This is a genomic window from Promicromonospora xylanilytica, from assembly GCF_054782895.1.
In genome coordinates this window covers 105,117-118,449 of record NZ_BAAGRP010000014.1, presented here as the reverse complement: position 1 = coordinate 118,449, position 13,333 = coordinate 105,117, and the positions used below count along the sequence as shown (strand labels likewise).

The 13,333-nt window shown below is 73.5% G+C and carries 10 protein-coding genes; 6 read left to right on the top strand and 4 right to left on the bottom strand.

Features of this window, described 5'->3' with window-relative positions:
• Window positions 1–229 precede the first annotated feature (229 nt).
• The 6 genes from ACYVK7_RS14845 to ACYVK7_RS14820 all read left to right on the top strand — a co-directional run bounded on the left by ACYVK7_RS14845 (window position 230) and on the right by ACYVK7_RS14820 (window position 7,950).
• A complete protein-coding gene (locus tag ACYVK7_RS14845) occupies window positions 230–1,150 on the top strand; it encodes a sugar phosphate isomerase/epimerase family protein (protein WP_460888490.1) in 921 nt (306 codons plus the stop codon).
• A 51-nt stretch (window positions 1,151–1,201) separates the two neighbouring features.
• Window positions 1,202–2,353 (top strand): winged helix DNA-binding domain-containing protein, encoded by a 1,152-nt coding sequence (locus tag ACYVK7_RS14840; protein WP_460888489.1) that lies wholly within the window; start codon window positions 1,202–1,204, stop codon window positions 2,351–2,353.
• 58 nt (window positions 2,354–2,411) lie between these two features.
• Window positions 2,412–4,028 carry an ATP-dependent DNA ligase gene (locus ACYVK7_RS14835; RefSeq protein ID WP_460888488.1) on the top strand — a complete coding sequence of 539 codons (1,617 nt, stop codon included), beginning with the start codon at window positions 2,412–2,414 and terminating at the stop codon, window positions 4,026–4,028.
• 165 nt (window positions 4,029–4,193) lie between these two features.
• Window positions 4,194–5,225, top strand: a complete 1,032-nt coding sequence (locus tag ACYVK7_RS14830) for a ferric reductase-like transmembrane domain-containing protein (protein ID WP_460888487.1) — start codon at window positions 4,194–4,196, stop codon at window positions 5,223–5,225.
• A gap of 143 nt (window positions 5,226–5,368) precedes the next feature.
• Window positions 5,369–6,670, top strand: coding sequence for a cytochrome P450 family protein (locus tag ACYVK7_RS14825; protein WP_460888486.1), 1,302 nt, complete (start codon window positions 5,369–5,371; stop codon window positions 6,668–6,670).
• 50 nt (window positions 6,671–6,720) lie between these two features.
• Window positions 6,721–7,950 (top strand): sulfotransferase family protein, encoded by a 1,230-nt coding sequence (locus tag ACYVK7_RS14820; protein ID WP_460888485.1) that lies wholly within the window; start codon window positions 6,721–6,723, stop codon window positions 7,948–7,950.
• Between the two features lie 52 nt (window positions 7,951–8,002).
• Here ACYVK7_RS14820 and ACYVK7_RS14815 read toward each other — a convergent pair whose 3' ends face one another.
• Genes ACYVK7_RS14815 through ACYVK7_RS14800 form a run of 4 tightly spaced genes read right to left on the bottom strand, consistent with a single transcriptional unit; the run spans window position 8,003 to window position 13,216 of the window.
• Window positions 8,003–9,739 (bottom strand): dipeptide ABC transporter ATP-binding protein, encoded by a 1,737-nt coding sequence (locus ACYVK7_RS14815; RefSeq protein WP_460888484.1) that lies wholly within the window; start codon window positions 9,737–9,739, stop codon window positions 8,003–8,005.
• Window positions 9,736–10,578 (bottom strand): ABC transporter permease, encoded by an 843-nt coding sequence (locus tag ACYVK7_RS14810; RefSeq protein WP_460888483.1) that lies wholly within the window; start codon window positions 10,576–10,578, stop codon window positions 9,736–9,738. The genes ACYVK7_RS14815 and ACYVK7_RS14810 overlap by 4 nt, the downstream gene beginning before the upstream one ends.
• Entirely contained in the window at window positions 10,575–11,558 is a 984-nt protein-coding gene (locus ACYVK7_RS14805; protein WP_460888482.1) for an ABC transporter permease, read from the bottom strand. The genes ACYVK7_RS14810 and ACYVK7_RS14805 overlap by 4 nt, the downstream gene beginning before the upstream one ends.
• Window positions 11,555–13,216 carry an ABC transporter substrate-binding protein gene (locus tag ACYVK7_RS14800; RefSeq protein WP_460888481.1) on the bottom strand — a complete coding sequence of 554 codons (1,662 nt, stop codon included), beginning with the start codon at window positions 13,214–13,216 and terminating at the stop codon, window positions 11,555–11,557. The genes ACYVK7_RS14805 and ACYVK7_RS14800 overlap by 4 nt, the downstream gene beginning before the upstream one ends.
• Between the last annotated feature and the right edge of the window lie 117 nt (window positions 13,217–13,333).

The following is a 13,333-nucleotide window of genomic DNA, read 5'->3' as shown; positions in this document are numbered from 1 at the left end:
GGGCCCACACCGCCGTCGGGAACCAGCCCCCAGCCACGAAGCTACCGACCGGCGTCACCAACGTCATGACCAGCAACACCTAGGTGCAGCAGGGCTTGACCATGCCAAACGGGGACAGACCCGCACGACGATGCAGCGGCGCGCGTCGGTGCGCACCAGAGCCCTTGCCCTTCCCGACTCCCGTACATATGGTCATGTTTCACGACTTCCATCGATAGAGGTGTCAAAGATGACCAATGATCTTCAGAAGTTGAGCCGCCGCCACCTGCTCCAGGCCGCCGGGGCGGCCGCGCTCGCCGTGACGTCCGGCGCCACCGTCGCGTCGGCGGCCACGCCCGCTGCCACGACGGCCGCCGTACCGGCCGGCCCCGGCGCGCGCCCGGTACCGCCGGGCAAGATCGGGTTCGGCCTGTACTCGGTGCGCACGATGCTGGCCGCGGACCCTGAGGGAACCCTCGCGATGCTCGCCGACGCGGGCTACAGCGAGATCGAGCCCGCGTACGACTACGGCAACCGCACCCCTGAGCAGTTCAGGACGATCGTGGACGACAACGGTCTCCGCGTCATCGGCAGCCACCACAACCCGAGCGACTTCCGCGGCGCGCAGGCCGAGGCGACGTTCGAGCGGGCGGTCACGCTCGGCCAGCAGTACGTCGGGGTGTCCTACATGGACGGCGCTCAGACGGCGGACGGCTACCGCCGGATGGCCGACGAGATGAACCAGTGGGGCGAGGCGGCACAGAGCTACGGGCTGCGCTGGTACGCACACCTGCACGACAACGAGTTCCACACCGACCCGGTGACCGGGGAGATCCTGTTCGACATCTGGCTCGACCGCACGGACCAGCAGCTCGTCTGGTTCGAGATGGACCTCTACTGGATCCTCCGGGCCGGCGTCGACCCCGGACCGTACCTTGACGCCTACGAGCGGCGGTTCCCGCTCCTCCATCTGAAGGACGGGACGCCCACCGAAGGCATCGAGACCGACCTCGGCGAGGGGACCATCGATTTCCCGGGAATCCTGTCGCACCTGCGACACCCGGGCGCGCACAGCTACGTCATCGAGCGGGACGAGCAGCCGGACCCCGTGCGGACGGCCAACGTCTCGTACGACTATCTCCGCGGCGTGCGCTTCACGCCGCTGCCGTAGGCCCGTCGCCGGCTCGAACAGCGTGTCAGAGGCTCCACGTAGCCTTCCCGCATGCCCTCCGGAACCACAGAGATCGCCCCCGAGGTCGCACGCCGGCTGCGTCTCCGCACCCAACGGCTCTGGTGGCCGGGCGGCGAGCCGGACGCGCCGGGTCCGTCCCCCGTCGACGCCGTCCGGCGGATGGTCGCGCTCCAGGGCCAGGACCTGCCGGCGGTGCTCCGGGCGATCGCGATCCGGTCCCGTCCGGGCACCACGGTCGAGGACGTGCGCGCCGCGTTCGACGCCGGCGACCTGGTGCGTGGCTGGACCCAGCGCGGCACCCTGTTCGCCACCACACCGGCCGACCTCGCCGCCCTCGTCTCGCTGACGGCCGAGCGCGTGACCCGGTCCGGCCGGCGCACCCGCGAGACCGAGGGTCTGGACGACGCCCTCGTGGACCGCGTGGAGGCACTCACCCGGGAGGCGCTCGCGGCGCCGGACCACGCCGGCGGGATCACGCGTGCCGCGATGCTCGACCTGTGGCGGCAGGCCGGCGTGCCCGTCGAGGGCCAGCGCGGCTACCACCTGATCGTCACCCTGGCGCTCCGCGGAGTGCTGCACTGGGGCCCGTTCGCGGGAGCGCAGCAGGCGATGGTCGCGACGCCGCCCGCCGGCCACCCCGGTCCCCCGGCCGAGCGACCCGGCGATGCCCTGCGCCGCATCGCACGGTCCTACTTCACCAGCCGGGGGCCCGCGACCGACGACGACCTCGCCTGGTGGCTGGGCCTGCCCAAGCGGCCGGTCCGCGCAGCGGTGTCCGAGCTCCGCGAGGCGGAACCGGATGCCCTGGTCGAGGTGCGGGTCGGTGACACGGCGATGCTGGTCGGGCGGGAGACCGACCCTCGCTGCCTCGGCGGGGGCGCCGCGGCCGGCCTCACCTCGTGGCTCACCGAGCACTCCGGCGTGGTGCTCGTGCCCGGGTTCGACGAGGTGGTCCTGGGCTACCAGGACCGTAGCCTGGTCGCCGACGCCGAGGCCATGCGGACGGTCGTCCCGTTCACCAACGGGACCTTCCGCCCGGCGGTGCTGCTGGACGGGCGTCTGATCGGCACGTGGCGTCGCGCACCGAAGCAGGGCGAAGCGCCGTTCGAGCTCGTGCCAGGCGTCCCCGCCCGTACCGCGGCGGACGTCGGGGCTGCGGTGGCCGCCTGGCCCCATGGCTGACCCCGGGGCAGGCGCCCGGTCCGCCCGCGCTCCGGCCGAAAGCACGTCAAGATGGAACATGCTGCTCGCCGAGGTCGCCGCCACGTCCGACGCCGTCGCCGCCACCCGCTCGCGCCTCGCCAAGCGGGCCGCCATCGCCGACCTGCTGCGCCGCACGGCCACGCGGGACCGATCAGGCGAGCCGGCCGCCGTGGGCCAGGCCGCGGACGGCCACCCCACCAGGGACGAGATCGCCGCCGACCTCGAGATCGTCGTCGCCTACCTCGCCGGCTCGCTCCGGCAGCGGCGCACCGGGCTGGGCTGGGCCGCGCTGCGCGACCTCCCGCGGCCGGCCACGGAGCCGACGCTCACCGTGCAGGACGTCGACGCGGCGTTCGCCGAGATGGCGGCACTCGAAGGCACCGGGTCCGCGCAGGCTCGCGCCTCCGCCGCCACCGTGCTCTTCGGCACCGCGACCGAGCGCGAGCAGGCCCTCCTGCGCGGCCTCGTCGCCGGCGAGCTACGCCAGGGCGCGCTGGACTCGGTGGTGGTCGACGCCGTCGCCGAGGCGGCCGGTGTCCCGGCCGACGCAGTCCGCCGCGCCGTCATGATGCGTGGCGCGACCGGCCCGGTCGCGAGCGCCGTGCTCCTCGCCGACGACCCGCTGACCGCGCTGGCGACGTTCACGCTCGAGGTCGGCAGGCCCGTGCGGCCCATGCTCGCGCAGTCCGCGCCGGACATGGCCGCCGCGTTCGAGAAGCTGGCCTCCGCCGGCGAGCCCACCGAGCTGTGCGTGGACGTCAAGCTCGACGGCATCCGGGTCCAGGTGCACCGGCTCGGTGACGACGTGCGCGTCGTCACGCGTTCGCTGGACGACATCACCGCGCGCGTCCCGGAGATCGTCGAGGCCGTGCGGGCGCTGCCGTCCGACCGGCTGGTGCTCGACGGCGAGGCGCTCGCCGTGGGGCCAGACGGCGTGCCCCGGCCGTTCCAGGAGACGGCGGCGCGCTCGGCCACCCGGGAGGCGACGCCCGAGGCGGAGCTGGCGGCCCAGCTCCAGCTCGCCCCGTTCTTCTTCGACGTGCTCCATGCGGACGGGCGCGACCTGGTCGACGCGCCGCTCCGCGAGCGCCTGGCGGTGCTCGACGAGGTCGCGGGGCCGCACACGCCGCGCCGGCTGGTGACCGCGGATCCGGGGGCCGCGGCGGAGTTCTTCGCGGGTGCGTTGCGTGAGGGGCAGGAGGGCGTGGTGGTGAAGTCGCTCGACGCGCCGTACGCGGCGGGGCGGCGGGGGGCGGGCTGGGTCAAGGTCAAGCCGCGCCAGACGCTCGACCTGGTGGTCCTCGCGGTCGAGCGGGGCTCGGGGCGCAGGAAGGGCTGGCTGTCGAACATCCATCTCGGCGCACGGGACCCGGAGGGTGGGTTCGTGATGCTGGGCAAGACGTTCAAGGGGATGACCGACGAGATGCTGGAGTGGCAGACGGCGCGGTTCCGCGAGCTGGAGGTCGACGACGACGGCTGGGTCGTGACGGTCCGCCCGGAGCAGGTCGTGGAGGTCGCGTTCGACGGGCTGCAGCGCTCGACGCGCTACCCGGGCGGGCTGGCGCTGCGTTTCGCGCGGGTGCTGCGCTACCGCGACGACAAGGGCGCCACGGAGGCGGACACGATCGAGACGGTGCGGTCGCTGGCGACGTAGCCGTGCGGCCCCGCGGCGGCCACCACGGACGACCTGGGCAGACAGCGGCTGCGCGCCATTTTGCGCATCGCGGGATGAGTATTGGCAAATGTCTGACCTATCCCTAGATTGTGGGCAAGCCCCCCGCGGGCGGTGATACGCCCGATGACGAGCGAGGGGAACCACATGAGTGACGTCCGTCAGGTCCGCGGCTGGTTCGACGCCGCGGCCTTCCGCCAGGATCTCCGGGCAGCGTGGCTGGACGCCGCGATCGCGCTGGTCATCACCCTCGCGATCTTCGCCTTGCTGACGTGGCGCGTGCACGCCGGGACGTCGGCGACGCTCGGTGTCATGCCGTACCTGGCGGGCGGCGCCGGGACCTACTGGATGTACTGGATGTGCCAGGCGTTCGGCTGGTCGGGTCTGCTCTGGGCGTGGATCACCGTGCTGCTCGGCCTGCTCCGGTCCAGCCGTCCGCAGCCCTGGCTGCGCCTGTCGCCGCCGGCCGTCGAGAGGCTGCACCGCACCACCAGCCTGACCACCGTGGTGCTGATGTTCGGGCACGCCTTCTGGTTCTTCGCCGAGGAGGTGCGCGGCAACGCCGAGGGCCTCGACCCGGCCGGCAATCTCTGGTACGCGTTCCTGCGGGTCTTCGTGCCCGGCGTCTACCCCAGCGGTACGGGGGTCATCGCGATCCTCATCGGGCTGCTGGCTTTCTACCTGGCCATCCCGCTGGGGCTGGCCTACTACGCGCGACGGCGGATCGGCGCCAAGACGTGGCGGGTCCTGCACGCCTCGATCATCGTCGTCTACGTCCTCAGCGTCTGGCACACGCTGCTGTACGGCACCAACGTCTGGTTCGACGGCTGGTTCCGCACCACCGTGTGGTTGCTGCAGCTGCCCGTCGCGGCGCTGCTGCTGGTCCGGATCCTCGCGCCGGCACACCGGCAGGGCCGTCGCCCCCTGGACATCGTGGGCCGCTGGGTGGCCCGTGTCGCGGTGTCGCTCACGGTCGTCGTGGTGCTGGCCGTGGCGGGCTCGGGGCGCGACGGCGGGCGGACCCCTGGCGTCGAGGGTGCCGGGCTCAACGTCACCCCCGTCATGGTGTGGGCGGGCCTGGCCGTGTTCGTCGTCGTGGTGTGCGCCGCCGTGATCCGGGCCCACCTCGTCGCCGCACGGCAGCGCACCACGGTGCGTGCCTCGGCCGACGCCGGCTGAGACCGGTGCCGCTGCTCGGTGCCCTGGTGACTTCTCACCAACACCAGGTCATTTCATCCTGGACATACCTCGACAGATAGTCACATATCCGGCATGGTTTGGGCGGAAACAACAACCCTGTACCCGACCCAGACGGGCACACGATGACCACGACCACGATCGACGGCGTCGCCGGCACCGGCGACGCCGTCGGCGATTCCGCCGGCCGCCCCCTGAGGCTCGGCGACCCTGTCACCGTCACGCCCGTCACCGAGCTGACCGCCTCGCGCGACACGGGCCCCCTCCACGCGCGGCTCCGCGAGGAGTGGGGCGACGTCGCGCCCGTCGAGCTGGAGCCCGGAACCCGCGCCTGGCTGGTGACGGAGTACCGGACCATCGTCGCGATGGCCCGGGACCAGTTCCCCCTCACGAACGCGACCGGAACCTGGAGCGGCCACGAGGCGCGGCCCACCGGGTCGCCCTTGCTGCGGCCCTTCGCCACCGGCGACCGGCTGACCGTGGAGCAGGCGGACGGGAGCGTGCACGGCCGGCTGCGCACCCCGCTCGACGAGGTGCTGGGCGTGGTCGACGACGCCGAGGTCGCCAAGGCCACCCGTGCCCGCTGCGACGAGCTCATCGACGGTTTCGCCGCGACCGGCGTGGCCGACCTGGTGCGCGAGTACGTGGCGCCGCTGCCACACCTCACGCTCGGCACGCTCCTCGGGTTCGACGCCGCGACCGCACGGCAGGTGTTCGAGGCCGCCGCACGCGGGACCACGGGTCGGGAGGCCGCCTCGGCCGTGCACGAGGTGAGCTTTCTGCTCACCGGGCAGACGGCCGCCCGGATGCCGGACGGCGCGCCGACCCCCGCCGGCCGGCTCGCCCGGCATACCGCCTACGAGAGCACCGCCGAGGCCGCGCTCAGCCTCCTGTCGCTCGCGGCGACCGCGACCCTCGGCCTGCGCGCCTGGCTCGGGCAGACGCTCTACCTCTCGCTGACCGACGAGCGGTTCGCCGGACGGCTCGCGGGCGGACGGCTCGGCACCGACGAAGCGCTCGACGAGGTGCTCTGGACCGCGTCGCCGGTCGGCACGCTGGCGCCGCGGATCGCCGCCGAGGACTTCCTGCTCGACGGCAAGCTCGTGCAGCGCGGGGACGCGCTGCTGCTCGGGGTCGGCGCGGTGGGCACGGACCCGAGCATCCGCGGGGAGGGCACGTGGGACGGTTCCGGCAGCAGCGCCCACCTCGCGTTCGGGGTGGGCACCCATGCGTGTCCCGCCCCGCACCTGGCGCGGCTGATCGTCCGCACGTCGGCCGAGACCCTGCACCGCCGGCTCGCGCCCACGCTCGCCGCCCGGGCCGAGGACCTGCGGTGGGCGCCTGACTTCCGCTTCCGCCTGCTGGACGCCCTCCCGGTGGTCTTCCGCCCCGAGCGACAGCCCTCGCCGACGCCGCACGTTCCATAGCCGCCGTACGCCGCACGACCCGCCAGGCCGATTGCACGAGAAGGGACATCGTGAGCCGTACCACCCGAGCCTCCAGGGTTCTCAACACCGTCTTCGCCCCCGTCGTCCGGGGGCGCGACGATCCAGCGAGCGCCTGGGCCAAGGCAGTCGCCCAGGTCGAGAACGAGGCGGGCACGCAGGACCGGAAGTTCGCCGAGGGCCTCGGCGTCGTGTTCCAGAGCATCGCCGCGGAACCCCGGCTGACGCCCCTGGGCTGGGTCCTCGTGCTCAACTCGGTCAAGGACCGGTACGCCAACCGGCTGCGCATCAACCGCCTGCTGGCCGAGCGCCCGGAGATCGCCGCCGAGCCCGTCACCGACCCGGTGTTCGTGCTCGGGCTGCCGCGTACGGCGACCACGCTCGCCCATCGGGTGCTGGCCGCGTCGCCGGCCCACCGGGGACCGCTCATGTGGGAGATGTCCTACACCGGTCTCGAGGACCCAGCGGTCGCCGCACGCGAGATCAAGAAGTTCGACCAGGGCAGCCAGCTCGTCACGGGTCTGCTCGCGCCCGAGCTGAAGCACATGCACCCCAGCCGCGCCGAGCAGCCGGAGGAGTCGATGATGCTCCTCCCCCACGGCACCTACTGGGCGCTGCTGCACGGCTCCGTCCCGTCGTACCGCGGCTGGTACGCACGGCGGAGCGCGGCCGACCTGGCCGGCGACTACGCGTACCTCAAGCAGGGGCTGCAGGTGCTGCAGCACGGGCGCGAGCCCCGGCGCTGGATCGTCAAGTATCCAGGGCACCTGAACGACATGGCGGCGATCAAGGAGGTGTTCCCGGACGCCACCTTCGTCTGGACGCACCGCGACCCGGCCACCGTGCTCGGCTCGTCCTGCAGCCTCGTGGAGACGATGTGGGCCATGTACCAGAAGGACCCCGACCCGCTGGAGGTCGGGCAGCTCGTGCTGGACACCATGGTCACCTGGGTGGACAGCGCCCTGGAGTCGCGGCTCGACCTGCCGCCGTCGGCCATCGTGGACGTCCCCTACCACCGGCTCAGCGCGGACCCGCACGTGGAGGTGCCGCGGCTGTACGCGGCCATCGGGGCGACGTGGTCGGCGAGCGACGAGGCGCGGCTCGACCAGGTGCTCGCCCGGCCGGCCGGGACGCGGCCGCACCAGTACGACCTGGGTCGCTACGGGTTGCGGCCGGAGCAGGTCGAGGAGGCCTTCGCGTCGTACCTGCGCCTGCTGGGCACGTTCGACGTGCTGGACGCGGAGCCGCGCGCGGAGCTCTGACGGCCTGCCCGAGGCACCCCCGGGTCCGTGCAGCCGCACGGGCCCGGGTGCCTCAGCTTCCCCCCGCCCGGCGGGCGGCGGCCGTCGAGGCGTCCCGCAGCAGCCGCGCGTACGGGTGCCGCGGATCGTCGAAGACGGTCGCCGCCGGGCCGGAGGCGACGACGCGCCCCTCCTGCAGCACCGCGATGTCGTCGCTCATGTGCAGCGCCACCCCGAGGTCGTGCGTGATGAGGAGGTAGGCGAGGCCGCGCTCGCGCTGGAGCCGGTCCAGCAGGTCGAGCACCTGCGCCTGGACCGACACGTCGAGCGCGGAGACGGGCTCGTCGAGGATCAGCACGCGGGGGTCGGCCGCGAGTGCGCGGGCGACGGAGACGCGCTGACGCTGGCCCCCGGACAGGTGCAGCGGGCGGCGGGCGGCGAGGGCCGGCTCGAGGCCAACGGTGTCCAGCAGCTCCGCGATCTCGGCGCGCACGCGTCCCGGCCGGGTGGTCCGGCCGTGGGTGAGGGCGTCGGCCAGCACGGCGCCGACGGTCCAGCGCGGGTCGAACGAGCTGAGCGCGTCCTGGAACACCGCGCCGACGAGGGAGCGGCGCGGGCGCCGTCGGGCCTCGGGGAGCGGGTTCCACGGCTGGCCGAGCAGGGTGACCTCGCCGGCGTCGGGCCGGTCGAGCCCGAGCAGGAGCCGGGCGGTGGTGGACTTGCCGGACCCGGACTCGCCGATCAGGCCGAGCGTCCGCCCGGCGCGGAGCGTGAAGGAGACGTCGGCGGCGGCCACGATCTCCCGCCCCGCGACGTGAAAGGTACGTGCGACCCCAGCAGCCTGAAGCAGCACCTCCCCCGAACCACCCGCGCCGTCGAACGAAGGCCTGGTCGCTTCATCGGCCTCCGTGCCGCGACCATCCCTACGTTCGGCACCCGCGGCACGGGCGACGGCCGCCGGGGCCTCGGCCGACAGGGTGGTGCCGCGCGGCCGGCCCGCCGGGACGGCGGCCACGAGCTTGCGCGTGTAGGGGTGCCGTGGCCGCTCGAACACCTCGGCGGGAGTCCCCTCCTCGACCACGACGCCGTCGGTCATGACGAGCACCCGGTCGGCGATGCCCCGCACGACCGACAGGTCGTGGCTGATGAGCAGCACACCGGTGCCGTCGTCACGCAGCTCGCCCAGGAGGCGGAGCACGCCGGCCTGGACCGGCTGGTCGAGGGCCGTGGTCGGCTCGTCGGCGATGACGAGCGCCGGCTCGGCGGCTATGCCCGAGGCGATGAGGGCGCGCTGGCGTTGCCCGCCGGAGAGCTGGCCGGGGCGCTGGCGGGCGCGCAGCGCGGCGTCCGGCAGGCCCACGCGTTCGAGGAGCTCGACGGTGCGCGCGCGGCGCGCCGCGGCGTCGAGGTCGGTGTGCAGGGCGAGCGTGTCGCCGATCTCCCGGCCGACGGGCCGCAGCGGGTCGAGGGAGACGAGGGCGTCCTGCGCGATCAGGCCGACGGTGCCGCCCCGCAGGCGGCGCAGCGCGCGGCCGGACAGCGTGCGCACGTCCTGCCCACCGACGGTCAGCGTCGTCGCGGAGACGCGCGCGCCCTGGCCGGCAAGGCCCAGGACGCTGCGCGCGGTGACGCTCTTGCCCGAACCGGACTCGCCGACGATCGCCACGCACTCGCCGGCCGCCACGCGGAAGCTCACGCCGTCGACGACGCGCCGTGCGCCGCCGCGCCCCGCCCCGCGGGCGGGGAACGCGACCACCAGGTCCCGCACGTCGAGCACGGGTGCTGCCCGTCCCGGCTCCGTCCCGGTCATCCGGCGCTCCTGTTCCGCTTCTGGATGCCGCGCCCGACGACGGTGGCCGCGGCGGCGCTCGCGACGATCGCGAGGCCTGGGAAGAACGTCATCCACCAGAAGTTGGCGATGTAGGTGCGTCCCGCCGCGAGCATCGCCCCCCACTCCGCGGCTGGCGGCACAGCGCCCAGCCCGAAGTAGCTCAGGGACGACACCCAGATGATCGCCTGCCCGAGCCCGAGCGTCGCGAGAACGAACAGCGCGGCGGTCACGTTGGGCAGGACGTGGCGCGTGACGATCCACAGCCGGCCGCGGCCCAGGACGCGCGCCGCCTCGACGAACTCCGCGGACGCCGTCCGGCGCACCTGGGACCGGATGATGCGCGCGTACCCGGGGGCCGTCGCCAGGCCGACGGCGATCGTCGAGCTCAGCACGCCCGGACCGGTGACGACGATGAACAGCAGGGCGAGCAGCAGGCCGGGGAACGCGAAGAGCACCTCGACCACCCGGGTGGTGCCGAAGTCGAGCCAGCGCGGACCGAGGCCCGCGACGAAGCCGAGGACTATCGCGAGGCCGATGCCGATGGCCGTCGCCAGGACGCCGATCAGGAGCGACTCGGACGCGCCGTGGACAACACGGGTGTAGATGTCGCGGCCGGACTCGTCGGTCCCGAACAGGTGCGCGGGCGACGGTGCCTGGAAGGCGTCGGCGGGCGAGGTGGCGAGCGGGTCGCCGGGGGCGAGCAGACCCGGCCAGAGCGCCGCGAGCAGGAGGAGCACCAGGACCACGCCGGCGAGCACCTCGCCGGCGGTGGGCCGGAACGACGTGGCGCCGACGACGGCGGTGCGCGGGCCGCTCATTCCGTCACCGCCCGTGCACGCGGGTCGATGGCCCGGTCGGCGACGTCGGTCAGGAGCGTCATGACCGTGTAGGCGATCGCGACCACGAGCACGATGCCGGTCACCAGCGTGACGTCGCGCAGCTGGACGGCGGACAGCAGGCTGCGGCCGAGGCCCTGGCGCGCGAAGACGGACTCGACCACCACGGCCCCGCTGATCAGCGAGCCGAACGCCCAGCCGGACAGCCCGACGGCGGGGATCGCGGCGTGGCGCAGGGTGTGCCGCCAGAAGATCCGCACCTCGCTCTCGCCGCGGGCCCGGGCCGTGGTGACGAAGGGCGACTCCATGGCGGTCAGCAGGGACTCGCGCATGACCTGGCCGAGAAAGCCGGCCAGCGGGATGGCCAGGGTGAGCGCCGGCAGCACCATGCCGAGCGGCCCCGGCACGCTGACCGGCGGCAGGATGCCGAGCATCAGGCTGAAGAACAGGATGAGGACCGTCGCGAGCCAGAAGTGCGGCACGGCGGCCGCCACGAGCTCGAGCCCGGACCCGATCGCCCACGCGACCCGTCCGCCCCGCACGCTCCAGGCCGCCAGCGCGCACGCGAGCGCCCAGGCGAGCGCGAGCGAGCACAGTGCGAGGGCGAGCGTCGGGCCGAGCTGCTCGCCGATCGCCGTCGCCACGGGCTTGTGCAGGGAGTACGACTGCCCGAGGTCGCCGGTCAGCAGCCGCCCGAGGTAGGTGAGGTACTGCACGACGAGCGGCTGGTCGAGGCCGTACTCGCGGCGCACCTGCGCCAGCGCCTCGGGGCCCGCCTGCGACCCGGGGCCGCCGAGGATCGCCTGGGCCGGGTCGCCGGGAACCAGCCGGAGCGCGAAGAACGTGATGGTCGCGGCGGCCCAGAGCACGAACACGACCCCGCCCGCCCGCAGGAGCAGCCAGCGCCGGTTGCCCGGCGCCGGCCTCCTGCGTGCCCCGGTGGTGGGGACGGGAAGGGTCAAGACGCCAGCCAGGCCTCGGCGAACGTCGGCGTCGACACCGTCGGCATCGCCCGCAGACCCTGCACGGTGGACGAGTACAGGAAGTGGTTCTGCTGGTCGTACAGCGGCAGGATGTGGTAACCCTCCAGGATGATCCGCTGGGCCTGCTCGTACAGGCTCTGGCGGTCGTCGGGGTTGCTCGTGGCGGCGGCCCGGGTGAGCAGGTCGTCCACCGCGGGGTCGTCCACCTGCGCGAGGTTCGCGAAGTAGCCGCTCGGCGCCGGCTCGATGCTGGCCGAGTGGTACAGGATCCGCAGCACGTCCGGGCCCACCTTCGTGTACGGGGCGCTCACGAGGTCGTAGTCGTTCTCGGCGAGCGCGCCGTACCAGCTGGACAGGTCGAGCGGGTGCAGCCTGACCTCGAAGCCCGCGGCCTTGGCGTCCGCCTGGATCTGCTCGAACAGGGACTGCTCGGCGGGGATCGACTGGTTGGTGCTCACCGGGAAGTCGAGGGTGAGCCGTTCGCCGTCCTTGACGCGGTACCCGTCGGCATCGCGTTCGGTCCAGCCTGCCTCGTCCAGCAGGTCCGCGGCGGCGTCGGTGTCGACGGAGAAGAGCTCCGGCAGGCTCAGGCCGAGCGGCTCGACGCTCGACAGCGGCGAGTAGGAGCGTTCGGCGGTGCCGAAGAACAGGCCCTCGATGCCGTCGTCCACGTTCACGGAGCGGACGAACGCCTCGCGGACCAGCTCGTCGTCGAACGGCGCCTTGCTGGAGTTGAGCTCGATCCGGTTGGCGGCGCCGGGGCGGGGTGCGTCCAGCTCCTCGATCGCGTCGTCGGAGGCGGCCGACCGGATGGTGTCGGGCTGGGCGTTGTCGATGACCTGCACCTCACCGGACTGGAGCGCGGCGTAGCGGCTCGCGGAGTCCGGGATGAACCGCCACACGATCGACTCGAGGTACGGCAGGCCGGTGCCCTCTGCGTCGGCGGGCGGCGAGGTGTAGTCGTCGTTGCGCACGAGCGTCACGGAGTCCTGGCGTTCCCACTCGTCGACGACGAACGGGCCGGTGCCGACCGGAGCCGCGCAGTTCTCGTCCTGGCTGCGCTCCAGCGCCTTGGGCGACTCCATGGCCACCCACACCTGCGAGAGCGACTCCAGCAGCGCGCTGTCGGGCGCGCTCAGCTCGAGGCGGACCGTGTGGTCGTCGACGGCGACGACCTCCTTGATCTTCGCCAGGGCGAGGTACCCGGTCGACGACGCCGTGGCGGGGTCCTGCACGTGCGCGATGTTGGCGGCCACCGCCTCGGCGTCGAACGGCGTGCCGTCGGTGAAGGTCACGTCCTCACGCAGGGAGAACTCCCAGCTCAGGCCGTCGTCGCCCTCCTGCCACTCGGTGGCGAGCCACGGGATGACCTCGCCGTCCTCGTTCAGCGAGACGAGTGACTCCAGGTACTGGGTGGCGATGAGCGCCTGCGGGTAGTTGCCGCCGACGTGCGGGTCGAGGCACGAGGGCTCGGCGTCACCGGACGCGTAGGTGAGGGTTCCGCCGGCTACCGGTTCGCCCGCCGGCTCACTGGGCTCCCCGCCCCCTCCCCCGGCTGTGCAGGCGGCGAGCAGGAGAGCGACGGCGGCCGTGACGACGACGGCAGCACGCGGACGGGAGAACCGGCGCGAGGGCATGGCTACGTGTACATCCTGTCTGGAAGGTTGTCCGAACGACTGCGTTCATGCTCCCAAACCCGCCGTCCCCGCGGCGATATTCCGCCTGTGGGCGCCACGTGAGGCGCACCACACCCC